This window comes from Catalinimonas locisalis (assembly GCF_038039535.1).
Classification (GTDB): Bacteria; Bacteroidota; Bacteroidia; order Cytophagales; family Cyclobacteriaceae; genus Catalinimonas.
Map to the genome: position 1 here is coordinate 301658 of NZ_JBBPHP010000005.1, position 24236 is coordinate 325893.

20 protein-coding genes are annotated in these 24236 nt (G+C 43.2%); 13 read left to right on the forward strand and 7 right to left on the reverse strand.

The window, feature by feature from the left end; translation table 11 throughout:
* Positions 1 to 17 precede the first annotated feature (17 nt).
* The 3 genes from WJR50_RS09915 to WJR50_RS09925 are packed head-to-tail and all read right to left on the reverse strand — an operon-like array spanning position 18 to position 6851.
* Positions 18 to 2084: a copper amine oxidase gene (locus WJR50_RS09915; protein WP_341293103.1), complete on the reverse strand. Its 2067-nt coding sequence runs from the start codon at positions 2082 to 2084 to the stop codon at positions 18 to 20.
* Between the two features lie 41 nt (positions 2085 to 2125).
* Positions 2126 to 3583, reverse strand: a complete 1458-nt coding sequence (locus WJR50_RS09920; protein WP_341293104.1) for a SusD/RagB family nutrient-binding outer membrane lipoprotein — start codon at positions 3581 to 3583, stop codon at positions 2126 to 2128.
* A 31-nt stretch (positions 3584 to 3614) separates the two neighbouring features.
* Entirely contained in the window at positions 3615 to 6851 is a 3237-nt protein-coding gene (locus WJR50_RS09925; protein ID WP_341293105.1) for a SusC/RagA family TonB-linked outer membrane protein, read from the reverse strand.
* Positions 6852 to 7534: 683 nt separating this feature from the next.
* On the opposite strand from WJR50_RS09925, the gene WJR50_RS09930 reads away from it, so the two are divergent.
* Positions 7535 to 8227, forward strand: coding sequence for a DNA alkylation repair protein (locus tag WJR50_RS09930; protein ID WP_341293106.1), 693 nt, complete (start codon positions 7535 to 7537; stop codon positions 8225 to 8227).
* A 157-nt stretch (positions 8228 to 8384) separates the two neighbouring features.
* Entirely contained in the window at positions 8385 to 9758 is a 1374-nt protein-coding gene (locus tag WJR50_RS09935; RefSeq protein ID WP_341293107.1) for a glycoside hydrolase family 140 protein, read from the forward strand.
* A gap of 15 nt (positions 9759 to 9773) precedes the next feature.
* On the opposite strand, the gene WJR50_RS09940 is transcribed toward WJR50_RS09935, so the two are convergent.
* The gene (locus WJR50_RS09940) at positions 9774 to 10307 is read right to left on the reverse strand and encodes a GNAT family N-acetyltransferase (protein ID WP_341293108.1); all 534 of its coding nucleotides are present in this window, start codon (positions 10305 to 10307) and stop codon (positions 9774 to 9776) included.
* The gene (locus tag WJR50_RS09945; protein ID WP_341293109.1) at positions 10304 to 11236 is read right to left on the reverse strand and encodes a 1-phosphofructokinase family hexose kinase; all 933 of its coding nucleotides are present in this window, start codon (positions 11234 to 11236) and stop codon (positions 10304 to 10306) included. Before WJR50_RS09945 ends, WJR50_RS09940 begins: the two co-directional genes overlap by 4 nt.
* A gap of 127 nt (positions 11237 to 11363) precedes the next feature.
* Between WJR50_RS09945 and WJR50_RS09950 the strand changes: the two genes are divergently transcribed.
* The 5 genes from WJR50_RS09950 to WJR50_RS09970 all read left to right on the forward strand — a co-directional run bounded on the left by WJR50_RS09950 (position 11364) and on the right by WJR50_RS09970 (position 18080).
* The gene (locus WJR50_RS09950; protein WP_341293110.1) at positions 11364 to 12131 is read left to right on the forward strand and encodes a TerC family protein; all 768 of its coding nucleotides are present in this window, start codon (positions 11364 to 11366) and stop codon (positions 12129 to 12131) included.
* Between the two features lie 571 nt (positions 12132 to 12702).
* Positions 12703 to 15807: a SusC/RagA family TonB-linked outer membrane protein gene (locus WJR50_RS09955; protein ID WP_341293111.1), complete on the forward strand. Its 3105-nt coding sequence runs from the start codon at positions 12703 to 12705 to the stop codon at positions 15805 to 15807.
* Positions 15808 to 15817: 10 nt separating this feature from the next.
* Positions 15818 to 17245 carry a SusD/RagB family nutrient-binding outer membrane lipoprotein gene (locus tag WJR50_RS09960; protein ID WP_341293112.1) on the forward strand — a complete coding sequence of 476 codons (1428 nt, stop codon included), beginning with the start codon at positions 15818 to 15820 and terminating at the stop codon, positions 17243 to 17245.
* Between the two features lie 29 nt (positions 17246 to 17274).
* The gene (locus WJR50_RS09965) at positions 17275 to 17727 is read left to right on the forward strand and encodes a hypothetical protein (RefSeq protein WP_341293113.1); all 453 of its coding nucleotides are present in this window, start codon (positions 17275 to 17277) and stop codon (positions 17725 to 17727) included.
* A gap of 140 nt (positions 17728 to 17867) precedes the next feature.
* A complete protein-coding gene (locus WJR50_RS09970; RefSeq protein ID WP_341293114.1) occupies positions 17868 to 18080 on the forward strand; it encodes an RNA-binding S4 domain-containing protein in 213 nt (70 codons plus the stop codon).
* 16 nt (positions 18081 to 18096) lie between these two features.
* On the opposite strand, the gene WJR50_RS09975 is transcribed toward WJR50_RS09970, so the two are convergent.
* Positions 18097 to 18666: a helix-turn-helix transcriptional regulator gene (locus WJR50_RS09975; protein ID WP_510167120.1), complete on the reverse strand. Its 570-nt coding sequence runs from the start codon at positions 18664 to 18666 to the stop codon at positions 18097 to 18099.
* A gap of 142 nt (positions 18667 to 18808) precedes the next feature.
* Here WJR50_RS09975 and WJR50_RS09980 point away from each other — a divergent pair, with 142 nt between their 5' ends.
* From WJR50_RS09980 to WJR50_RS09990, 3 genes are all read left to right on the forward strand, one after another.
* The gene (locus WJR50_RS09980) at positions 18809 to 19414 is read left to right on the forward strand and encodes a superoxide dismutase (RefSeq protein ID WP_341293116.1); all 606 of its coding nucleotides are present in this window, start codon (positions 18809 to 18811) and stop codon (positions 19412 to 19414) included.
* Between the two features lie 257 nt (positions 19415 to 19671).
* On the forward strand, positions 19672 to 19917 hold the full coding sequence (locus tag WJR50_RS09985) for a hypothetical protein (RefSeq protein ID WP_341293117.1): 246 nt from the start codon (positions 19672 to 19674) through the stop codon (positions 19915 to 19917).
* A gap of 129 nt (positions 19918 to 20046) precedes the next feature.
* Positions 20047 to 20337 (forward strand): hypothetical protein, encoded by a 291-nt coding sequence (locus tag WJR50_RS09990; RefSeq protein WP_341293118.1) that lies wholly within the window; start codon positions 20047 to 20049, stop codon positions 20335 to 20337.
* Positions 20338 to 20442: 105 nt separating this feature from the next.
* Here the strand turns inward: WJR50_RS09990 and WJR50_RS09995 are convergent, their stop codons facing one another.
* Positions 20443 to 21030, reverse strand: a complete 588-nt coding sequence (locus WJR50_RS09995; RefSeq protein WP_341293119.1) for a MiaE family protein — start codon at positions 21028 to 21030, stop codon at positions 20443 to 20445.
* 71 nt (positions 21031 to 21101) lie between these two features.
* On the opposite strand from WJR50_RS09995, the gene WJR50_RS10000 reads away from it, so the two are divergent.
* From WJR50_RS10000 to WJR50_RS10010, 3 genes are all read left to right on the forward strand, one after another.
* The gene (locus WJR50_RS10000) at positions 21102 to 22394 is read left to right on the forward strand and encodes a glycosyltransferase family 2 protein (RefSeq protein ID WP_341293120.1); all 1293 of its coding nucleotides are present in this window, start codon (positions 21102 to 21104) and stop codon (positions 22392 to 22394) included.
* A 60-nt stretch (positions 22395 to 22454) separates the two neighbouring features.
* On the forward strand, positions 22455 to 22991 hold the full coding sequence (locus WJR50_RS10005; RefSeq protein ID WP_341293121.1) for a hypothetical protein: 537 nt from the start codon (positions 22455 to 22457) through the stop codon (positions 22989 to 22991).
* A 140-nt stretch (positions 22992 to 23131) separates the two neighbouring features.
* Entirely contained in the window at positions 23132 to 23368 is a 237-nt protein-coding gene (locus WJR50_RS10010; RefSeq protein ID WP_341293122.1) for a hypothetical protein, read from the forward strand.
* Positions 23369 to 24236: the final 868 nt, after the last annotated feature.

Here is a 24236-nt window from a genome sequence, read left to right on the forward strand (position 1 = left end):
GTATTGGAACAACTCCCTCATTCACGCTCTCCGCTGGCAGGGGTTTTCTGCCCGCTTAAATTTTTATCAGGAGTAGCTTTTTTAGTAAGGCCATCAGGCATGGTCACCGGCGGTACTCCCAAAGCAGGGTTCTGCTCAAAGAAACCAAAAGGCATCAACTGAAATGACATATACGCCCGATTCATAATCGGCCAGTCTTCAGAGCGTACGATATGGGTTTTGCCCATTACATACCACAGTACCACATCCGTATTTTCAATATTTCTGTCCTGCTTTGTCCATTGTGGAAGGCCTTCCCACTTCTGGTTACTGGCAGGATACATACCCGCAGGGTAAATCTCATCTCGCTGATAAGGCGTTACCCAAAAGTGATTGTACAATACCTTAGCACGGTTTGAAAGAGAGGAACCCTCATGTGCCAGCGGTGTAGTACCGGGCGAAGGCATCAGCACGTAACTAGGCATACGGCCCAGTGAATCGCGTACTCCGGGCGTCATTATTCTCCATCGGCGACTGGTCGTTTCATCATTGTTCCGTATAGCCTGCTTTTCAGTTTTCAGCATGGTAGGCTTGGCGATAATCACATTACGATAAGGATTTTCAGGACCGGCAGCAGGGCTTACATTGTTTACCTCAGCTACAGTATTATTGGTGCCATCCACATCCATATCCAGGCGGAATACATGCCAGTGCTGGTGATTGTTGGCTTCCACATGCGGATAAACAGTCACTCCGGGATAGCTGCCATCTATCATTTCTTCCTTATGGGTAGGCATATCGTCAGGACGTTCAACACTGCGGATGTGTACGATGCCCTGAAGCTCATTATCTACCTGAATCACACCATTTTCTTTGAATTTCCACACAAATCCATAATCATAGTTACCGGCAGTAATATAATACTTGATGGATAGGTCAGTAGCACGACGGGCATGATTTTCGTGTCTCCACAGTGGGCCTCCATACTCTTCATAAATAGCGACGGCACTGTCAATTTTTACTGGTTCGCCATGATGTCCGTGTACAGTGGCGTCTATGTAAGTAGCATTCTCAGGTGCATCTGAACCGGCAGTAAGCGGCCTGTTTTTGCTCTGGAAAAACCTGAATTCTCCCTGGTCAAAATAGTTGTTGGTGGCGTTGAGCAAATCGGGCGAACCATAATTTACCACCATTTCTACGGCTGAGCCACGGTACATGATTTTACGCCACTCTTCTTTGTAAGGGTCAAAAAACTGTACGTCATAAATTACCAGGCCTTCACGATTATGGATACCGTAGCGTAGCTTCCAGTGAGGGGTGATAACCTGATTTCCCTTCAGCTCATAATTAACGCCATTGGGCTGGCTGATCATCACCTGCTTCATAGGAGCAAGAGTAGGCTCCAATTCATCTCCATCAAAGTAGCCGGGGTCGGTAGGCTCATTCCAGCCTTTGCCTTCATCAATTACCTTGAGTACTTTCTGGTCAGTAAGGTCTACAAAGGCATATAACCCTCCTACCGGCACGCGGCGATATTTTTTGTTTTTATAATAGGGGCTAACGATTACTTCACGATGCCCTTCCGGAGCGATACCCATGTCTGCGGCGAAATTACCGTGCGCTTCAATAGAATCTACATTAATGCCTCTTTTCTCAAGAGCGGCCAGCCAGGTTTTGTCCTCAGCCAGTATATCGCTGGCGATGGAGTCTCTATCAAAATGGCCTACCGGCTGCTTATTCTCTACTGTCTCATAAGAAGTGATCTTTTTGTCATTCAGATTAATAATCGCTTCGGTGAGGGTGTTGGTAGAATAATGGTAAAGGGCAGCGAAAGCCTCACGCACAATGGGCGAACCGGCTTTCCAGGCGAGTACTTCCGATTTTTCAGGCTCCCGCAGATAAACCATGCTAAAGTAATGGCTGCTGTCGTGCTGAATTTTCTTTTCCTTGAGCAGTATCTGCTTTACCAGCTTAAGTTCGTTAGAATCCAATGGGTCCAGCGGATGCTTGTATTCCATGCTGCTTTGCTGTGCCATTAGCTGTTGACTCATGCCCAGCAGGCAGAATAGCGTAATCAGGCAAGTTGTCCAAAGTATCTTTTTCATAAGATTAGATAGGTTAAGTGAATGAGTGATTGATTAAAATTTTATTTGTCCCACCACACACGGGTGCTCATCAGGTCAGGCCCTTGTCGTGCAATGGCTTCGTCATAATTTGTCTTGTTTAGACTGATCTCAGAGAGCGGATAGCCTTTCCTTCTGGGAATGTCTCTTCCGGCAGCGGCGTCAGGAGCTGGCAATAATTGCGGATAGTCCAGTCTTCTCCATTCCGACCAGGCCTCCATGCCTTGCATGTAAAGGGCCAGCCACTTTTGGTTACCGATAGAAGCTTTGTAATTGCTGGCATCAAAAGCAACATCTTCATGTGCCAGATAGGCAGCAAGGTCGGCGTTACCTACGCCCCACTGCTCAAAAGAGGAGGCGATGGCCTGCTCATATAATTGTTCAGCATCTTCACCAGTCCAGCCCCGGGCAGCAGCTTCAGCTTTCAGGAAAAGCACTTCTGAGTAAGTCTGCAATGTAGCAGGATAATCAGGCGTGGTAATTGCATCAGCGGGCAGGGATACCTCTTCATTTCTGATACTTCCGGCGATGGCGGCATTTACGCCATAAGGCATGCCCACATATTCACCCAAAGCGTCAGCCTCTTCTGCAAAGGCAGGAAGGCGAGGGTCATTCAGCTCCATGAGTTTGTCAATCATGGTATTGGAAACCGCCAGGGTGATGGTCTCCAGATGAAACTCATTGTACCAGGGATTGACGAAAGGAACCTGTTCATTATAGGTGAAAGTAGCATTTTGTTCATTGCTGGTGAATACACCTTTCTGCAAAGCATCAGCCACTACGGTTTGACCAAGTTCAGGTTTAGCTTCTGAGAGACGTATGCCCAGGCGCAACCGTAAAGACTGGGCAAACAGCTTCCACATGGCCATATCTCCATCGTAGATGAGGTCACCTTCAATATTGCCTGCTCCTTCATCTATCTGTGCGTAGGCTTCGTCCAGTTCCAGGATAATCCCTTCATAGATCTGCTCCTGCGGATCATAGATAGGTGTTACATTCTCAGAACCCAGCAAGGTCTGGCTGTACGGAATATCGCCCCAGATGTCAGTCAGGTTATGAAAAGCATAAGCCTTGAGAATACGGCTTACCGCTATCTGGTTCTGGTTAGGACCGGAGAAAGCTGCCTGAGCGGCAGTTTCAGGGTTTGTATTCTGGTTAATAACTTCCTGCAAATCCCGTAACCCTTTATAGTATACGGGTGTGAAGTCTCCTTCAATGGTAACGTAACGGTCAGTGTCTGTATAAAGGGTAGAAGTCCAGTATTGCATATAGCGCATGCCGGTAAGGTTCCACTTAAACGACTCATTGTACAGTCCGAAGAGTTCTTCCATCAGCTTGGTCTGTGCCCCGGCCAGGATGTAGGAAGTAGGGACCGCCGTGGGATTATTAGGGTCCTCATTCATTTCTTCAAAGCCATCGTCACAGGCAGGCATGGTGGCTACCAAAGCGAAGATTAGGATAAATATAGGTAACTTTTTCATGATGTTCTTTTTTATAGCAAAAGCGTCGTGACTATAATTTGATGTTGATGTTGAATCCGACAGAGCGGGTGCTGGGCAGCTGAGAGTTTTCCAGCCCCTGCACGTTACCAGACCCCAAAGTAGTTTCAGGATCCACATGGGGAACTTTAGAGTAGAGCAGGGCAAGGTTTCGGCCTACCAGGCTGAAGGAAACACCGCTTATCGGCATATTTTCTAGCATCCGCTGAGGAAGCGAGTAGCCGAATCTCAGTTCGCGTAGCTTTACGAAGCTGGCATCAAAAACGCTGTATTCATCAATACCCGTGATATCTTTAAAGTAATCTACTGCCTCTACATATTGCTGATTCTGCTCTTCGCTTTCCAGTACACCCTCTGCTCTTATGCCCCCACCTTCACCTACCGGGCTACGCATAGGGTTGCCTAGATCATTAAGACCTACAGTCTCTTCAAGCAATCCGGCATAAACGCCCACCGAGCGGGTACCGACGAAGAGGTCTCCGCCTTTCTGGAAGTCAACCAGCCCACTGAGGGTAAAGCCTTTGTAAGAAAAAGTACTGTTGACACCTCCGGTATAGTCGGCCATTACATTGCCCAGCACTTTTCCAAATTCACGGATGTAGTAACCTTCATTGTCTACCAGTCTTTCACCGTTTTCATTGGTAGCGAAGCCGTCACCCACGATAGTACCGTAAGGCTCTCCGATACGGGCGTTGATGGTAACTCTTTGGTCGGCTAACTGGTAATTGTCCTGCCCATCTGCCAGACTTACTACTTTGTTATTGTTTCTGGCCAGGTTGAAAATCATCTCCCATACAAAGCCGCTTCTGGTCTCAATGGGTACAGCGGTCAGCATGAGTTCTATACCATTATTGGTCATTTCTCCGGCGTTCACGATGTTAAACTGGCTACCTGAAGTGCCGGAGACCGGAAGCTGGATGATCTGATTGGTCGCCACGCTATTGTAATATGTTGCGTCCAGCCCAATGCGACCATTCAGGAATTGCATATCCAGGCCAAATTCGTAAGAAGTAGTGATTTCCGGTTTCAGATTAGCATTGTTCAGAATGTCCGGTACGGTGAAGAGAGGAATGGTGCCGAATGATCCGAAAGGCTCAAAGATCTGGTACAGACGGTAAGGATCAGTATCGTTACCTACCCTGGCCCAGCCAGCACGAAGTTTACCAAAGGAGATCAACCCTTTGTTGGAGATAAACTCAGAGAAAACAAAGCTGGTAGCGAAGGAAGGATATAGATAAGAGTTGTTGTCTACCGGAAGGGTAGATGACCAGTCATTTCTTAAAGAAGCATCCAGGTATACAAAATCCCTGAAGCCCAGGTTGACACTACCGTAAATACTGTTCACCACCCGCTCCTGCGACATATCCGTGATCGTAGGGCGGTCTTTGGAAGCTTCCAGCGTGTAGAAATAAGGTACACTCAAGCCTCCATTGGTCTTGCCGTAATTACGGTAGAGCGTCTGAATACGCCGGTTGGCTCCCAGGTTGGCTGCCAATGACATATTATCATTCAGAAAACGGCGGTCATACTGGGCCAGCAGTTCAAAGTTATTTTCGCTGACTTTTCGTACATCTTCTGAATACGAGCTAATGTTGACGTGACCAATAGGTACCCAAGCCTCACGGCGGTCATCGTAGAAATCAGTACGAGCCCAGCCAGTGACTTTGAAATGCTCATTGAATTGGTAAGCGAGGGAGATGTTACCAAACACCCTCTCCCGCATATCCTGGTTGGAGGCCTCCTGCAGTTCCCAGTAAGGATTGTTCCAGTAGAAAGGCGTCAGGTCTTCAGGGCCGGAGAGGTTCCACAATCTCTGTAATCCTTCGGGTGTAGTGGTTTGCTTAAGCCTGTCCAGATCAATCTGGCGCTGAAACCAGGTATTGAAGGAAGACTGCACGCTCTGCGCACCATCTCCAATATAGTCACCTGTTACAGGTCTGCCATTCACTTTGGACTTCATGTAATTGAAGCGAACACTGGTCGTAAGCTTATCAGTAATGCTGGCATCAGCATTTACACTAATGGTATTTCTCTTCAGTTTACTATAAGGAAATACACCTTTCTGATCTAAGTTGGTGTAAGATACTCTTACGTTGGCAACGTCATTTCCGGCAGTAAGGGCTACATTATTGGATAAGTTTACACCGGTTTCATAAAAGTTTTTGACATTATCGGGATGGGCTACCCAGGGGCGAGATTCACCAAACTCAGGAGAGTTGGGATAAAAACTGTCCCAATGTCTTACCATCTGTCCATCCAGGATAGGTCCCCAACTTTCATCAGCCTGGGTAGCTACCATAGGCTGGCCGTCGTACATGTCAAATTCCTGTTTATAGCCTCCACCGTACTCATTCTGATAATCGGGCAGAATGTACACTTCGCTGAAGGTGGTGTTGGAATTGATGCTCACCCCCACGCCATTAGTCCCTTTGCCGCTTTTGGTGGTGATCAGGATTACCCCATTGGCCGCCCGGGAACCATAAAGTGCCGCCGCACTGGGGCCTTTAAGTACCGATATGGATTTGATATCGTCAGGATTAAGATCCTGGGCAGCATTTCCGTAGTCTATTCCGCCATTGGCTGTCTGCGTATCATCTGAGTTGAAATTGGAGTTGTCAATGGGTGTACCATCTACCACAAAGAGAGGCTGGTTGTTTCCGGAAACAGAACTGGCTCCCCGGATCAGGATGCGGGAAGAACCACCGATATTTCCGGCAGAACCGGCAATTTGCACGCCGGCTACTTTACCCTGTAAGGAGTTGACAATATTGGTTTCCCGGGCTTCTTCCAGCCCCTGGGTGTTGATTTCCTGTACGGAGTAGCCCAGCGAGCGTTCTTCCCGCTGAATACCCAGTGCGGTGACTACCACTTCAGAGAGCTGCTGCGCATCAGTTAGTAGTTCTACATCAATTGTTGACTGATTGCCAATGGCAATTTCCTTACTGATGTAGCCGATGAATGAGAAGACTAAGGTACTGGCTCCCTCACTCACACTGAGTGAATATTTTCCTTCAATGTCGGTCACTGTACCGGTAGAAGTACCTTTGACGATGACGTTTACGCCAGGGAGAGGATCACCTCCTTCTCCACTTACCTGGCCGTTGATAGTAGATTGTGCGAATGTGAAATTTTGTAAGATGAGAAGAGAGAATAACAGAAGCCAGCGGCTGTTGCCACAACGGCTGTTGCCACAGCGGTTGCTGCCGTTGTGGCTACTGCAAAAGAGTAGGTAGTAGAATTTTTTTTTCATTACATTAGCGATTAAGTTGACGTAATACAATACACCCCTGTCATCTATGTGAATAGATGTGTTGCCCCAGTGGAACTGACGCACAAGCGCAGGGAAAAGCTCAACTGAAGCCAGAGACGGTACCAGCGTTTCTGGCTTTTATTTTTTTCTAAACTTGGGCTAATGGTTATTTGGGCGTTGCAAAGCTTCTATTCTGTGCAAAATGTATTAAGTCTGAGGCTTGATAGCTTTGCTTGAAAGACGACGTAATACCAGAACTTTGTACTATTATTTTAAAAATCGTGTTTTGCAATATTAGGTTATAGGTCTAATAAATCAAATAAAATTCTGAATTTGATTTTTATTTCAATAAAAAAATCTGATTTGAACAAAAAAATGATATATTATTTTGGTTGGTTTAAAAAGTGCTAACACTTTTATAGTGGGTATTGACAATTTTTTATCTCTTCGTTTTAGTATTTAGTAGGGTGCGCCGAAATTTTTGATCTACCGACATGCGCTTAGGTTACCCCTATCAATTTATTGATTAAACATGTTGACAGTTTCTTAGCAGTGCGCGAAAACTCATAGCTGCGGTACAATCTGATGAGATGACGGTAACAGATTTAATGCTTAGCTTGAAAAGAATAAATATAGATTTGCTAAATTATATGAACATTTAATATACCACTCATCCAACCGACATGAAGCATACAACACCCTCGGTCACAGATATTCTGGCTGAACTCAAATCTCACAGTAATCCGGAGTACGTGAATAGCCTAAGCCGACTGGGAGTGCAGGGAGATAAGATTTTGGGTGTAAAAATGCCTTTGGTCAGAGAGGTAGCTAAAAAATATAAAAAAGACCATAGCCTTGCCCAGCAGCTCTGGGATGCGGAAGTACATGAAGCCCGCATCATGGCTAGCCTCCTTGATCAGCCTGCAGCAGTAACCGTGCAGCAGATGGATGCCTGGGTACATGACTTCAACTCCTGGGACATATGCGATCAGGCTTGTAGTAATCTGTTTTGCCGTACACCTTTTGCTTATGACAAGGCGCTTGAGTGGAGTGACCGCCATGAGGAGTTTGTAAAGCGGGCGGGCTTTGTGCTCATGGCTTGTCTGGCTATTCATGATAAGAAAGCAGAAGATGCTAAGCTGGCGGCCTTCTTCCCCCTCATAGAGCGTGAAGCTTACGATGAGCGCAATTTCGTGAAGAAAGCAGTGAACTGGGCTCTGCGCCAGATAGGAAAGCGTAATGCTACTTTGCGTACAATGGCTCTGCTGGTTGCAGAACGACTTTCTCTCCACGAACTGCCCAATGCCCGCTGGATTGGCAAAGATGCTTTGCGTGAACTCAAAAGTGATAAAGTAAGCAGGAAACTAAAGGGATAGGGTCCTATGCAACAACGCTTTATTGTTGAAATTTTTCAAAAAAGGTTTTAAATTATTAATGTCAAATTATACATTTCATAACCTAACTTCCTTAATTTTAGTTTTTTCATATAATAAATGCCTGGTTCAGATTTTTAAAGCCTAAACGGAGCGAATTATGAGATACTTCACCACTACCCTCGTTCTAACCTTATTAGCCGGTTTATATTTTTCGTTGTCAGCCCAATCAATCAAGCTCAGCGATGACAAGCGTTACCTGATCCGTGAAGATGGTACACCTTTCTTCTGGCTGGGTGATACAGCCTGGGAGCTTTTCCATCGCTTAGACCGTGAGGAAGCAAGTCTCTATCTGGAAGACCGGGCAAGCAAAGGTTTTACAGTAATTCAGGCCGTGGTATTGGCCGAACTGGATGGGCTGAATACTCCTAATCCTTACGGAGATACCCCTCTGATTGCCAATGACCCTACTAAGCCCAATGAGTCCTACTTTGAGCATGTGGATTTTATTGTAGATAAGGCTGAAGATTTGGGAATGTATATCGGCATGCTACCAACCTGGGGTGATAAATTTAACAAACGCTGGGGAGTAGGTCCGGAGGTCTTTACTCCTGAAAATGCCCGTGCGTATGGTAAATTCTTAGGGGAGAGGTATCAGGATAAACCTATCATCTGGATACTAGGCGGTGACCGTATTCCAGAAGAAGATGAAGACTTTGCGATCATCAGGGCAATGGCCGAAGGACTGTCTGAAGGAGATAACAATACTCATCTGATGACTTACCACCCGATGGGAGGGCGCAACTCAGCCGAGTTTTTTCATGATGATGAATGGCTGGATTTCAATATGTTTCAGTCAGGACATGGAGAGGTGGACAATCCTAACTACGAAGTAACTCAGCATAATTATACCCTGGACCCTGTAAAACCTACTTTAGATGGTGAACCCTGCTACGAAGATCACCCTATCAACTGGAAGCCGGAGAATGGCTGGTTTGATGAAGATGATGTGCGGCAGGCTGCTTACTGGTCTATGCTGGCCGGAGCTTTTGGACATACATACGGTAATCATAATATCTGGCAGATGTGGCAAGAAGGGCGGGAGCCTGTTTCCTCCGCTCGCACACCCTGGAAAGAAGCGCTGGATCATCCGGGAGCTTATCAGATGGGCTATATGCGTCAGCTTTTTGAGTCACGCGACTTTACAGCGCTTACCCCAGACCCCACTTTGGTCATGAGTGCAGAGGGCGAAAACAAACATATTGCGGCTGCGAGAGGCAATGACTTTATGATGGTTTATCTTCCTTCCGGAGAGTCGGTGGAAGTAGATGCTCAGAAAATATCCGGCAAAAAGATCAACGCCTGGTGGTTTGATCCCCGCACCGGCGATTCTGTAAGCCTGGGCAAATTCAAAAATAACCGTGCTTATACTTTTCGTACTCCTATTGCCGAGCGAGACTGGGTACTGGTCATTGACGATGCCAGCCAGACTTATAGTACACCCGGAGAGATATTCTTTGGTATGAACAAGTAGTACATGGCTCTACATTCAATCTTTCAAGCGAACATAAAGAAGTTCATCTACCGTTTTTCCTTCTTTGGTAACGCTTTTTTTGAGCCTTGCTTCCTGATGGAAGCCTGCTTTTTCTAATACCCTCCCTGAGGCAGTATTGTACTCAAAAATACCGGCATATATCCGGCAGATGTCATAGTCCGGACTATTGAATACATAGTCAGATAAGCTCTTTACTGCTCTGCTGATAATGCCTCTGTTCCAGAAAGCTTCGCCAAGCCAGTAGCCTATTTCCGCGGAGCGCGCGTAAATATCCTGTTTGAAAACGAGACCGATACCTCCCGCTGCTTCTCCTTCCACTTCTACTGCCAGGTTAATCGTCGAGTGATCCGCATTGGCTATGCGAACCCACAATTTGGCATCTTTAAGAGTATAGGGGTGAGGAAAATGGTCCCGAACATTGACCCATATTTTATGATTATTTGCATTTCTGGCGAGTGCTTCTTCATCTCCTGGCTGCCAGGGGCGGAGGAGAAAGTCTTCCTGAGGAAGAACAATTGCGTTTTTCATATTTTAGATAAAATCCACTGATACAGGTTTTCAGTGTCCTCCTTTTTGCATAATCCGGTTCCCTCATTCATCGTAGCGGCTGTTCCTGAGGCTACTCCAAAGGCGACAATTTCGGTCAGCGATTTATTTTGCGCCAGACTGAGTACCATACCTGCCACCATGCTATCACCCGCACCTACTGTGCTCTTTTTATGCACGGTGGGAGCAGGCACATATACTACCTTGTCTTCAGCAACCAGCATAGCGCCCTGAGGGCCCATAGAGACCACTACTACTTCGCATTTATTGTGGCTGATGAGCTTTTTTGCCAGTTCTTCCTGCTCCATCGCTGTGACTGATTCTTTTTTGGACAAAGCGCCTAGCTCACCCAAATTAGGTTTGAGTAAGTATACACCCTCTTCAGCGGCTATTTCAAGGGGATTGCCAGAAGTATCCACGATGTAGCGGGCATCATTTTCTTTGGCGATACGGGCGAGTCTGGCCCAGAAATCTTCCGGAGCACCGGGAGGCAAGCTGCCACTGCCAACCACATAATCAGCCTTCTTGCAGAGGTTCTCCATGTCTTTGAGCGTTTGCTTCCATTCTTTCTCTTTGATCTCTTCTCCCGGCATACCGAAGCGGTACTGCTGGTTATTGCTTTTGTCTACTACGATAAAATTTTGTCGAGTCCAGCTTTCCATAGCAATGACGTGCTGCTCTACTCCTTCTTCATCCAGGAGTTTCTGCATATGCTGGCCATCCGGGCCTCCGGCCAGGTAAGCACAAAGTGACTCTCCACCAAGTTTGTGTATGGCACGAGAAACATTGATGCCTCCTCCCCCAGGCTGATACTTGGGAGGGTCACAACGTAATTTGCTGTCAGGGCGGATATTGTTTACACGTGAACTTTTGTCCAGCGCGGGATTCATGGTTAGTGTAACAATCTTCATAAAAATTGTGGGTTTGTTATTCAAAAAATATTTGATGCCGAATTAAACAGGCATGTTGATAAAAAAAATATGGACGTCAAAACATTTATCCATATAGGCTCATTAATTTAGCATTAAACATATTGATATGGAAATTTTTCTTAGTGCGGAAAGTTGGATTGCCCTTCTTACCCTAACATTTCTGGAAATCGTATTGGGTATTGACAACATTATTTTTATTTCTATTGTAACGGGGAAGCTTCCTCTGGAACAGCAGCCTAAGGCAAGGAATGTAGGCTTGATGCTGGCATTGATTTTTCGTATCGGCCTACTTTTAGGGATTACCTGGATTATAGGTTTTACCGAGCCTTTATTTAGTGTTTTTGAACTGGATATCAGCGGCCGTGATCTTATCCTGATGGCAGGAGGGTTATTCCTGCTAGCCAAAAGTACCTCCGAAATTCACCATAAAATAGAGGGGCAGGAAGTATCACATGATGATACGGCAACAAAAAGTACCCAGAGTTTTGCTAAAATTATCACTCAGATCATCCTTCTGGATATGGTCTTCTCCTTTGACTCTATTTTGACAGCGGTAGGGCTTACCCAACAGGTTTTGATCATGATCATTGCGGTCGTTATTTCCATTATTGTGATGATGGTATTTGCTGGAAAGATTAGTGATTTTATCAACAAACATCCCACATTACAGATTCTGGCACTGTCATTTTTGATCCTGATCGGATTTATGCTGGTCATTGAAGGATTCCATTTCCACGTACCCAAAGGTTACATTTACTTTGCAGTAGCCTTCTCTTTATTAGTAGAGATACTCAACATGCGCCTTCGCAAAAAAGCTAAGCCGGTACAACTGCACGACCAGCAAATGCCTAAAAAAGAGCCGGTAAAAGAGTAACGAAAAAGACATACTGATCCTGAGGCGATATGAAAGTATCGCCTTCTTTTGATTTCTCATCAAACGTGGATTCATAAAAAAATGAATAAAAATCTATAGCAGTTTCTTATTTTTTAGTTTTTATGAGAGAGGGAAAATTTTAGCGTAATAAAAATACAGATTTTAAACTTTTGAAAGAGTTTAGCCCTAAGATTGTTTCTATGTAATAAAGTTAAGTGCAAAATTAAAAGAATTAACAATGGTTTTTTGCAGAATTTAATTTCCACATTTTGATTATTGCAGAATAATTTTTTAAAACCACCAGTTTGGTAATACCTTTTGAAGAAGTCTATTTTTGTACACCCTCTCCTCTCCCAAAGGTGACAATATCAACTAAATATTAAATTAATAAGTGATAATTTGTCTTAAATTGTTGATATTCAGAACAGTATGAGTGCCGATATTCTTATATAAAATATATAATCTTCACCATACGAAATTTTGCATTCATAGAAAATAACTTTTATTTCGTCACTTATCTAATTGATATAAGCTATATCATTTTTTTATCGTATCACATAAACCTTATCTTATGAACAAAATTCTCTACATGTGTACGCTTTTGGCTTTCCTATGCTTTGTAAGCAATACAGGGATGGCTCAGTCGCGTACAGTAAGTGGTAAGGTGACTTCCCTGGAAACCGGGGAAAGCTTACCTGGAGTGAACATTCTGGTACAAGGGTCTACTACGGGTACAGTAACCGACGTAGATGGTAATTACCGGATTTCGGTACCTTCTGATGATGCTATTCTTTTGTTTTCATTCATCGGGTACCAATCAGAAGAAGTAGCTGTCAATGGCAGGAGCAATATTGATGTAGCGCTCTCTCCCAGTCTGGAGCAGTTATCCGAAGTGGTGGTGACTTCTTTTGGTATTGAGCAGGAAAAGCAGGCTCTGGGCTATTCAGTACAGGAATTGCAGAGTCAGGAAATCACAGAGACAAAGCAACCTAACTTGGTGAATGCCCTACAGGGTAGAGTTGCCGGGGTACAAATTACCAACTCAGGAGGTGCGCCGGGAATGAGCTCACGTATCATCATCCGCGGCCTTACTTCGCTAAACCCCGATGCTGATAACCAGCCTCTGTTTGTGGTAGATGGTGTGCCTATTGATAATACTACGGTAGAATCTGATGGAACACCCCGAGGTATGAGTAACCGGGTTGCTGACCTCAATACCAATGACATTGAATCGGTCAACATACTGAAAGGTGCAGCAGCGACTGCCTTGTATGGAGTGCGTGCTGCCAATGGTGCGGTAATTATTACTACCAAAAAAGGTCAAGCCGGTGCCACGAAAGTGAATGTAACCAGCTCAGTAGGTTTTGAAGAAATCAACAAATACCCCGAATTTCAGGAAGTGTATGGACAAGGTTTCTCGGGTGCTTTTGAACCAGAGAGTTTCTGGCCAAGCTGGGGAGCACCGGTAGCTGCGGCGAGAGTAATTGATCCTAACCATCGCTATTATGATAACACCCGCAATACTATGGAGACGGGGATGCAACTGGAAAACACAGTAAGTGTATCGGGTGGTAATGAAAGTGCAACTTTCTATGGCTCAGTTTCTAACCTTCAGCAGGATGGTGTAATCCCTTTTAGTGAGTGGGATCGTACCTCTGCCAAGCTTTCTGGTAAAATAAAGGCGGGTGATAAGTTTGACCTGAATGGCTCCATCAACTATATCAATTCAGGAGGTAATCGTGTGCCTCACGATCGTATCATGGAACGACTGATGTACTGGGCCAATACCCAGGATGTCACTGATTATATCAATCCTGATGGTACACAGAATACTTATGGTAATACCAATCCATTGTATGATGCCCGATTTGCAACCTACGAAGATGATGTCAATCGCATTATTGGTAACCTGAATTTCAACTACCGTCCTACCGACTGGATGAGCGTTTCTTATCGTATTGGTACAGATGTGTATAGCGATAGCCGTGTAGAAATTTTGCCTGGTCCGTTAGGCATTGAAGGTGAGGTAGCATTAAGTAGTACAGGGTTTATCACCAAAGAAAAAATCAATAGCCGTGATATTAACTCTACTTTAAATATTACACTGAACCATACTTTTGCCGAAAAACTGGATGCCACCCTTCGTTTGGGTAATGATATCTTTGACAGAAGCAGAAATGATTTAACTTCTACAGGTACTGACTTTGTCATTCCCCGTTTCTTTAACCTGAGCAATACTACAGAGATACAGACCAGAGAGTTTACTACTCAAAGGAGGTTAATTGGAGTATATGGTGATTTGTTATTGAACTATGATGATTATCTATACCTGAACATTACTGCCAGGAATGATTGGTCGTCTACCCTTCCGGTTGAGAATCGCTCGTTCTTCTATCCTTCATTCAACCTGGGATTTGTATTCAATGATGTATTGGGTGTGCCTGAATTCTTAAGCTATGGTAAGTTCAGAGCTTCTTATGCTGAGGTGGGTAAAGACGCTGATCCTTATTCTACCGCAATCACTTATACTTCACCAACCTATTTCCCGGTAGAAGGACAGGTTGGTTTTACCAGAAGTAGCACCTTTGGTTTACCTACGCTGAGACCAGAAAGAACTACCGCAGTAGAGATTGGTACTGATCTAAGGTTTTTTGAGAACCGCCTGAGTCTTGACTTTACCTGGTACAAGTCCAACAGTAAGGATCAGATTATTCCGGTGCCAGTATCCAATGCCACAGGCTTTACTCGTTTTGTAACCAATGCCGGTGAACTGGAAAACCAGGGCGTAGAAATCATTCTGGGGGCGACACCCGTGAGTATCAATGATTTTAGCTGGGATGTATCGCTTAACTTTACCAGAAACCGCAACCGGGTAGTAGAAATCAGAGAAGGTATTGAGACCATCGTATTGGGGAGTCAGTTTGGGTATGCTGGTAGTTCAGTTACTCTCCAGTTGATTGAAGGTGATGCTTACGGAAATCTTTACGGTCGTAGCTACGAGAGATATTACGAGGGAGGCGAGCCTGAAAACCTTACTGAGTTAGACGAAGATTTACCCTTGTTGATAGGAGATGATGGGTTCCCCGTGGTAAACAGTGATCAGTTGATTCTGGGTAATGCACAACCCAAATGGTATGGAGGTATTCGTAATACTTTCAACTATAAGGGCTTGAGTCTCTCATTTTTGATAGACGCCCGTGCAGGCCAGTATCAGTATGATCAGTATGCTAACTTCTATTCTGCCTTTGGTAAGCTTGATTATTCCCTTAACCGAAACGATGTTGTTGTTTTTGACGGAGTTTTGGCGGATGGCTCTCCTAATACACAAGAAGTATGGCTGGGCCAGGGAATTGGTCCTGATGGAAGGGATTATGGCGCAAGCTTCTACAGAAACATTTACAGAGGTGTATCTGAAAACTTTGTGAAAGATGCTTCTTTCGTTAAGCTGAGAAATATCTCTTTAGGTTATACGCTTCCTTCCAATATTCTGGATGCTACTCCTTTCTCAGCAGCCAGCGTTTCAGTGGCAGCCAATAATATCATCCTGTGGACACCCTGGACAGGCTTTGACCCTGAATCCTTCAGTGCAGGAGCTGGAGGAAACGCATCAGCCTTTACCGGCTTAGGTTATCCCGGAGTACAGAGTTATTTCTTTACACTTAACCTAACGCTTTAATCTGAACATTATGAATATGATCATGCGAAAGCTAAATATATTATGTATTGCGGCCTTATTAATGTTTACAGTAAGTTGTGAAGATTATCTGGATATCAATACAGATCCTAACAATCCTACTGTAGCGCCGCTGAGCGGGCTACTGGCCAACGCAACCATAGAGACCGCCAACAATGTATTTGATATAGGAGGTACTACATCCTTTTATGTACAATATCTGGCCTCTCCCAACGCTTCCAGTTCTACAGATATCCATGACGAAGTACCTTACGATAATACATGGTTCAATCTGTACAATGTCATGACTGATTTGAGTGACATAGAAGTGCTGGCAGAAGAATCAGGAGCTACTGAGTATCTGGGGGCGGCTAAAGTACTTAAAGCCTTAAACCTGGGTATGACAGTAGACCTTTGGGGAAATCTCCCTTACAGCGAAGCTTTCTTTGCTCAGACGTTGAATCCCTCTTATGATGATGCGGAAAACCTGTACCAGGAGATTTTCACTCTCCTTGATGATGGTATTGCTGCCCTTGAACAGGAAAACTCAGCTATCGTTATAGGAGATGACGATTTCTTTTTCGGAGGCGACATTGAGGCCTGGATAAAGATGGCAAATGCGCTCAAAGCACGCTATATGCTGCATCTGAGTGAGACCGGAGATTACGATCCTCAGGCAGTATTGGCCGCAGTAGATAATGGGTTTGAAAGCTCAGAAGATGACGCACAGGTTACTTCTTATGCCAATACACTTCAGCGTAATCCCTGGGCACAGGAAGCAATAGATAATGAAAATTTATTGTTGGGAGGTTGGATTTCTGAGCAACTGGTAGAGGCTATGGATGGCACTACCTACGGTTACGTAGATCCTCGCATGCCCTTTATGTTTGGCCTAACCGATGATAGTTTATATGTGGGTACGCCCAATGGAGCAGGAAGAGGAGACGCACCCGAGCAGGGAGCCCGCTCAACCCTGGTGACAGATACGTATTATGCTGCGGAAGGCGCTCCCCTATTAGTCATTACCTACTTTGAGCAGAAGTTTATAGAGGCTGAAGCTGCTTTAGATGCAGGAGATCAAAGCAGAGCTTATGATGCGTATATTGAAGGCATTACTGCCCATCTGAATAAGTTGGGGGTTGAAGAAGCAGAAGTAGAGGCTTACCTGGCGAACCCTGAAGTGAGCGTTGGAGCAGCTAACCTTAGCATTCAGGATATCTTCAAGGAGAAATATATTGCTATGTTCTTGCATCCTGAAGCCTGGACAGATGCTCGTCGTTATGACTATCAGTACGAGGGTATGACCCTGCCGGCGAATCATAACCCCAACCTCAATGGTGAGTTTATCAAGAGGTTGATTTATCCTGAGTCAGAAACTACCCGTAACGGACAGAATGTACCGGAGGTCTCTCTGGGAGATCCATTATTTTGGGATGAGTAATTTGGTGTTTTAATTTTGAAATCAATAGCATGAAAATATATAGTAAAATACTCGTAGTGATGGTATTGGCGTTTGCCTTGGCCGCCTGCGAAAAGAACGAAGTGCTTCCTGATTACCAGTTGGTAGGAACCAGTACGGCTACTATTGCAGATATCAGTGTCTCTAATGAGGAGCCACTCCCTGGTGAGGAGATTACCGTTACCTTGTATTATGTAAATCTGGAAGAGGATCCTGTCATTTCTGTAGAGTTGCTTGAGCAGATTGGTGATGGTGAGTTCTCGACGGTTACTACTATTAACGGAACTTCCGTTTTAACGTCAGCAGAAGTTACCCAAACGTATACCTACACAGTACCTGATGTAGAAGTTGGTACCTCTATTACTTTGGATATGTTGCTAAGTTCACAGACTAAGGAGTACCCTCAGCGTGAAAGAGTTAGTATTGAAGTGTCTGAGGAAGAAGGAGAAATGGAGGAAAGTTGATTTCCGACTAATATTTGATTTTATAAAGACTCCCTGTGATTGTTTTTGCAGGGAGTTTTTTTATAAGTCAGTGAGGTAAAACCTGTAGGTGTCAAATTAGATTACTAGCTTTACCGTTGAATTTTATTTAAAAGAAACAGATGACATCGTTCAAACTCAAAGCAGGAAGTGAATATATTGAACTCAACAAGCTGATGAAAGTGCTTGGATGGGTAGGCAGCGGAGGCGAAGCCAATCAGATGATTGAGGTGGGAAATGTGCAGCTAAATGGAAGTGTAGAAACTCAGAAAAGGAAAAAGCTGGTAGCAGGCGATCAAGTTACTTTTGATGAATACAAAGTAGTGATTGAGTAGCTTTCAAATCCGTCCCTTATTTTTTGCTGATCCGATAAGCACATCTTCTAGCTCCTTTTACAATATGCTCAGTCCGTTCTACACTCACCCCCTGTCCTAAGAGCTGACGGAAGGTATTAAGTTCTGTACGACAAAAGCCCTGACAATAAGTAGCTGCTTCGCAAATAGGACAATGGTTTTCTATCAGTATCAAAGTATCCTCTTCTTTTTTTACCTCAGCGAGATATCCTTCACGACTCCTGATACTTGCTAACTGCTGTACTTTTTCCTCCAAGGTTTTTGCCTCAACTAACTCCTGTTGGTAGCGTGTTCGTATTTCTTTTTCCCGTGCCTCAATCACTTTTTTCAATGAAGTTTCTCCCAGCGTATCCCGGATTTTCTTGATAAGCTGCAATGTTAGTTGGCTATGCGTATCAGGAAAGTGCGCGTGACCCTCAGAAGTTAAGCTGAAAATCTGCTTGGGACGTCCTACTCCTTCTGCTTCACTGTGACTACGCACCATTTTCTGCTGAACCAGTTGGCTCAGTTGCAGTCGCGCTCCTTCACCGCTGATACCCAGCTCTTTGGCAAGTACAGCTGCTGTCATAGGGCCTTTAGTCTTAAGTAAAAGTAAAATTTGTTCAGTACGCATGATGAAAAATAATAAAACAAGTAACCACTTGTTTTATTATTCGTAAGAATATGTGAAAGGTTTAAAAACCATTTTTTTCATTTTAAAATATACAATTATGTCATTTGAATTGCCAAACCTACCTTACGCTTATGATGCGTTGGAGCCTCACATTGATGCACAGACTATGGAGATACACCATACAAAACACCATAATGCTTATGTAACCAAGCTGAATGGAGCCATTGAGGGAACAGATGCTGCTAGCAAATCTCTGGAAGATATTATTAAAAACGTTTCCAACTATTCTACAGCAGTAAGAAACAATGGTGGAGGACACTACAACCACTCATTTTTCTGGCCACTTCTTTCTGCTAAGGGAGGGCAACCCAGCGGAAAGTTGGCAGATGCTATCAACTCCACTTTTGGATCATTAGATAAGTTGAAAGAAGAATTCAATAATGCAGCGGCCACCCGCTTTGGTTCAGGCTGGGCATGGTTGATTGTAGATGAAAGTGGAAGCCTGAAAGTAACCTCAACTCCTAATCAAGACAATCCTCTGATGGATGTTGCTGAAGTTAAAGGTACTCCAGTGTTAGGATTAGATGTGTGGGAACATGCATACTATCTTAAATATCAGAACAAGCGTCCGGATTATATTGCTGCATTCTGGAACGTAGTGAACTGGGAGCAGGCAGAGAAAAATTATCAATCTGCCTTGTAAAGAAAGTTAGCTGTAAAATTATTGACTTATACAGTTGGTAAGCCAAACTGTAGATTACAATATTGAATCCTTCTGTACAAAGTGCGGAAGGATTTTTTGTATGTTGTATTCGCTTTTGAGAGAAGTGAAATGCTTTATTCTATTGCTTTATGAATGAGAGAATGACAAACGAGCCCAAATTCAAAAGTTAAATATTATGACTTATTTGGTATATTGTTGGTCACTCATGTGTAACATTTATATTAAAAGTTGATAATATGTTTGGGCTTTTTAAGAAGAAAAAGAAGAAAGAACATCAGCCTGTACTCGCAGACCTTAATAATCATCCTTTGCATGAAGGGGATGTGGTGGAATCATTGCGCTACGGATTAGGAAAATGCAGGATCATTATGGGAGAAAAAGGCCTTGTCTACGAGTCAATGGAAAATGGCAAGCAGGTAAGCTGGCATTTGATGGTGGATGCAGCTACCGACCTTCAAAAAGTAAAGAAAGTCAGCCAGTAAGAATTGAACTATATTTTGAGTAAATAGTCATGATATAAAGAATTTTTTACTTATGTAATATTTCTGTCTTTTCGGAGGAACTGTTTTTAGGATTATTAGGTATATTGAATCTATTAATCTCATAAAATTATGTTTATAACTTTTGCTGTTTTTGCAACTTTGTCAGTGATAAGCCTTGCAATCTTTTTGGTTGAAAGTATTAGCCATCAGCGCATGCTGAAGCGTAATTATTATAACAGTGAAAATTTCTATGTGGGAAAACTTCAGCCGGTAATGGTCACTACTGTAAGAGGAGGTGAAATGCAGGAAACATACTATTGTACGCCTGAGCAGCGCGTGCACTACGGAAATTACCAGCTAAAAGTAGAGCATTCTCTTTTTAAGAGATTAGTGATGAGCACACAATTTTCAGTCAACTAAAGCAGATAGATTTTACTCATACCTAAGGAGCAGCTTCAGCGCTGCTTTTTTTATTTATCAGCTATGCATTCTTATACGAATGTTAACTCCTGTACCGGACTAACGTTAATGTAAGGCAGCCCTTAGGGGTAGATTTTTTACAATTTTCGCCTCCTCAGCTACCAATTCCTCTATACGCTCATCTACCTCCTTCTTATCAAAGTAACGTAATGCCATATGCACAAAAATGTGGCTGTGTTTGGCTTCTGAAGCCCAGAGGAGTTTATAAAACCGCCTAATATCTTCATCCTCCTGTGCCTCGCTTACCAGCTTGAAGCGTTCACATCCTCTGCTTTCTATCAGAGATGCTAAAATCAAGCGATCACGAAAGCGCGTGAGAGGTGTGCCGCCATGGCTGAGTGCCATAAGCTGCTTTATGTATGGGTCGGGAGACATTTCTTTAGCCAGTGGGACTCCCTTCTGACGCATAAATTCATATACCTGCTGAAAATGTTCCAGTTCTTCAATTCCTGTAGCGATCAATTCAGGAATAATCTCATGGCGTTCCGGATATTTGGCTACAAAACTCATAGCCATGGCTGATGCCTTTCTTTCACAGTCCGCATGATCCTGTAAAAAACTATCAAAATCATCCATTACGGTATCCAGCCACGCCTGACTGGAGGCAAAAGCCAGTTCTATTTTATATTGCATGCTCATAATTTTCAAGAAAGTCTTTAGGGTTATTAAAATGACTTTTGCGAAAATATTAATTTTATGCCACTATGCACGAAAACTCATTGACGGCAATCACCGATCGTTACTTTAAGCGCTTTGGCTTTTGTGGCAGACAGTTAGAAAGTGGTCCTCATCCTGATACTAAAATTTCTATCGTCATTCCTTGCTACAATGAGCCAGGTTTAACGCTTACTTTAGATGCGTTATACCGATGCGCCCCCCCGGAGTTTCCGCTAGAAGTGCTGATTGTTATCAACAGTAGCCTTCATGCTGATGAGACGGTTAAGTTAAGAAACATGCAAACCAGGCATGAGGTAGCGCAGTGGAAAAGAAAACATGAAAAACCCTGGCTAAAAATTCATGTGTTGTGGGTAGAGGATATGCCTCCCAAACATGCCGGAGTAGGACTGGCCAGAAAAATAGGCATGGATGAAGCACTTCGCAGGTTTGCTGCTATTAACTATACGGGTATGATTATTTGTCTGGATGCAGACTGCATGGTAGCCACAAATTATTTACGCGTATTAGAAAAGGTTCAGGTAAATCATCAGCCACAGTCGTGTACTATATATTTTGAACATAACCTGGAGCAGGCAGAATCTTCCGCGCTCAAGGAGGGTATTCTTTACTATGAGTTATTTCTCCGCTACTATGTAAATGCACTGGCATATGCCCAATATCCCTTTGCCATGCATACGGTTGGTTCAAGCATGGGGGTTCGGGCAGATACTTATGCACTAAGTGGGGGAATGAACAGGCGAAAGGCAGGAGAAGATTTTTATTTTCTTCATAAAGTTGTTCCTCTGGGCAACCATTATTCGGTCTATGATACTGTAGTTTATCCCTCTTCTCGGCTTTCTGATCGTGTTCCTTTCGGTACGGGCAAGGCTCAACAGGAATGGTTGCATAAGGAAGAAAGTAGAAAGTACGCTTACCATCCCGCTATTTTTGATGAGCTAAAGATGCTTATCAAGCATGTCCCTGGGTTTTATGAGTCAAAGCAGTTAGATGAAAAACTATCAGATTTCAAATTCCCCAATGCATTAAAAGCATTTTTGGCAGAGCAAAGTTTTGTAGATAAGGTTAATGAAATAAAGACAAACTCATCCAGTTTTAAAACGTTTAACAAACGATTTTTTTTATGGTTTGACGGCTTTAAAGCTTTAAAATTTGTACATTACTGTAGAGATCATTACTATGAACAGGTAGAGCTAAGCTTAGCAGGTGAGCAGTTGCTAAAAAAGTTAGGCTTAGATAGTACAGCAAGTGTAACAGAACTTTTGCAGACCTATAGAAGGTTAGATAAAAGTAGAAATCCGGTAAATTTAATGCTGACTTAATTAAGTTAAGCAAAACATTTTTTAACTTTCTGCTTGAAAAGCAATTTAAATAGCGTTTGTATGTCTTTTCGTAGCATCAACGTAATTATTAAGCCACGTCACTTTTTTCCCTGGGTGCCTCAAAAGATTCAGGTGGATGGGCAAACTACGTTTTATGTAAAACGTAGCTATGGTTTTTTCTCTACTTCTACCAGGGTAGAAAGAATAGATCCTAAAGGATTGGAGCTTAAAATTCATCAGCCATTTATCCACCGGTCGGTATATGAGGTAAGTACTGCTGAAAAGCTTTACAAAATTCGCAAAATCTCATACTGGCAGTGGGAATGTCGCTGCAATGAAGAAATGATGATGGTCAATCGTCTGGGTGGCATTAAATGTGTACTTTCTCAGGAAGGGCGACAACTTGCGATTATGTCTTTAGGCACAAATCTTCCCTTTGTCAATGACAGAAACACTTACATCAGAGTAAACAGCGATGAGTATCTGCATATTGCGCTTGCTGCATCCTTACTGATCAGCGGGTTTGGTTTCAATATCAACCCTTTATTGCTAAATAACAATAAACTGAGCTCTATGCGTCCTATTGAAATAGCTTAATGGCTTTATTCTAACTTCTATGTTCCAATAATAATCAAGGGGTTTTGATATCAGCTATCCCACATCACTTGCGTGCCTTTTTCTTTATCAACATAACCAACATTCATCCCTCACCGTTTAAGGAATACATTTCAAACTATATGGAAGAACTTTTTTATCTGGCAGAAGACCTGGGTCTGGAAAAAGGAAAAGACTTTGACTCAAAAGTAGAGAACCTGTCCGCTACTTTTACATTTACTGACAAACAAAAGGGTGATCTGCTCAGAAATGAATTTTTGAAGCAATTTGCTAATGGTTTAATTAATGTAAATTACATCACTAATCTGAAAAAATCAGCAGTTAGTGGTAAGTACTCCTTTAAGATTACAATACAATAATTAGCCTTAATAGCTACTGTCTACTTACCAGTGCAATAAACTTCTGATAATTTTTTTTCTACACTATAATTTGTAAGTACTTCTTACATCCTACAAAATCTAGCGCGCAAATTGCTGTCTTTCCCCGAGAAATCAAGGTTGGAATTATGGGAATAGCAGAATTCAAGGAATTATCGCGTTACGAGCAAATAAATTTTCTACAGCATAAAGGCATTTTTTTAACAGTACTCAGGACGAAGCACTATATTCTTAAGCTCTACGCTATGGAGAAATTTTATGTGGAGTTGCTTTATGATACCAGTTTGGGCACAGTTGACATCAATGTGCTGAGTGGTGTTAATAAGCTGGATTATTACCTGGAAGAAATAAAAGTCTAAAGATAAAAGGTGACACTGAGGTGTATCACCTTATAAAGTCTTTTGAAAATACCACCCATCAATTGTTATAAATCATCATGTCATCAAGCAAAGAGGCATGCTCAGAAAAATATCAATGAATATAGTGGCAAAATCTTAATACTGGTGGTTAGTTGGATAGTTAATTGGATATTGCAACTACTTTTTGTTTGCTAACCAAACTGCTATAATTGCCAATACCAAAATGCCTCCAAAAATTAGGAGTAGTGTGGTGTTATCCATGCTTTTTTGTTTAGTAAGTTAGTTTTCTTATTTCTGTTGGTCAAAATAAGTAAATTATTTCAAATACATAAAACGAACCGCTAGGAATGAAAGAATAATGAGGAGTGACGAATGAATAATGATGAATGAGAATCGCGGCCCATTCATCACTATTCATTCCTCATCAGTCATTTTGTTATCGTGAAACTCTCCCTGAAGCATCTCCGCTCATGAGCTTCTCTACTTCATCT

Excerpts from the sequence above, each read along its gene's own strand:
- WJR50_RS09920 (WP_341293104.1), bottom strand. The coding sequence starts at position 3,583 with ATGAAAAAGTTACCTATATTTATCCTAATCTTCGCTTTGGTAGCCACC.
- WJR50_RS09945 (WP_341293109.1), bottom strand. The coding sequence starts at position 11,236 with ATGAAGATTGTTACACTAACCATGAATCCCGCGCTGGACAAAAGTTCA.
- WJR50_RS09995 (WP_341293119.1), bottom strand. The coding sequence starts at position 21,030 with ATGCAATATAAAATAGAACTGGCTTTTGCCTCCAGTCAGGCGTGGCTG.
- WJR50_RS09975 (WP_510167120.1), bottom strand. The coding sequence starts at position 18,666 with ATGACAGCAGCTGTACTTGCCAAAGAGCTGGGTATCAGCGGTGAAGGA.
- WJR50_RS09935 (WP_341293107.1), top strand. The coding sequence starts at position 8,385 with ATGAGATACTTCACCACTACCCTCGTTCTAACCTTATTAGCCGGTTTA.
- WJR50_RS09985 (WP_341293117.1), top strand. The coding sequence starts at position 19,672 with ATGTTTGGGCTTTTTAAGAAGAAAAAGAAGAAAGAACATCAGCCTGTA.
- WJR50_RS09955 (WP_341293111.1), top strand. The coding sequence starts at position 12,703 with ATGAACAAAATTCTCTACATGTGTACGCTTTTGGCTTTCCTATGCTTT.
- WJR50_RS09940 (WP_341293108.1), bottom strand. The coding sequence starts at position 10,307 with ATGAAAAACGCAATTGTTCTTCCTCAGGAAGACTTTCTCCTCCGCCCC.
- WJR50_RS10010 (WP_341293122.1), top strand. The coding sequence starts at position 23,132 with ATGGAAGAACTTTTTTATCTGGCAGAAGACCTGGGTCTGGAAAAAGGA.
- WJR50_RS09990 (WP_341293118.1), top strand. The coding sequence starts at position 20,047 with ATGTTTATAACTTTTGCTGTTTTTGCAACTTTGTCAGTGATAAGCCTT.
- WJR50_RS09930 (WP_341293106.1), top strand. The coding sequence starts at position 7,535 with ATGAAGCATACAACACCCTCGGTCACAGATATTCTGGCTGAACTCAAA.
- WJR50_RS09980 (WP_341293116.1), top strand. The coding sequence starts at position 18,809 with ATGTCATTTGAATTGCCAAACCTACCTTACGCTTATGATGCGTTGGAG.
- WJR50_RS09950 (WP_341293110.1), top strand. The coding sequence starts at position 11,364 with ATGGAAATTTTTCTTAGTGCGGAAAGTTGGATTGCCCTTCTTACCCTA.
- WJR50_RS09970 (WP_341293114.1), top strand. The coding sequence starts at position 17,868 with ATGACATCGTTCAAACTCAAAGCAGGAAGTGAATATATTGAACTCAAC.
- WJR50_RS10000 (WP_341293120.1), top strand. The coding sequence starts at position 21,102 with ATGCACGAAAACTCATTGACGGCAATCACCGATCGTTACTTTAAGCGC.
- WJR50_RS09915 (WP_341293103.1), bottom strand. The coding sequence starts at position 2,084 with ATGAAAAAGATACTTTGGACAACTTGCCTGATTACGCTATTCTGCCTG.
- WJR50_RS09925 (WP_341293105.1), bottom strand. The coding sequence starts at position 6,851 with ATGAAAAAAAAATTCTACTACCTACTCTTTTGCAGTAGCCACAACGGC.
- WJR50_RS09960 (WP_341293112.1), top strand. The coding sequence starts at position 15,818 with ATGAATATGATCATGCGAAAGCTAAATATATTATGTATTGCGGCCTTA.
- WJR50_RS09965 (WP_341293113.1), top strand. The coding sequence starts at position 17,275 with ATGAAAATATATAGTAAAATACTCGTAGTGATGGTATTGGCGTTTGCC.
- WJR50_RS10005 (WP_341293121.1), top strand. The coding sequence starts at position 22,455 with ATGTCTTTTCGTAGCATCAACGTAATTATTAAGCCACGTCACTTTTTT.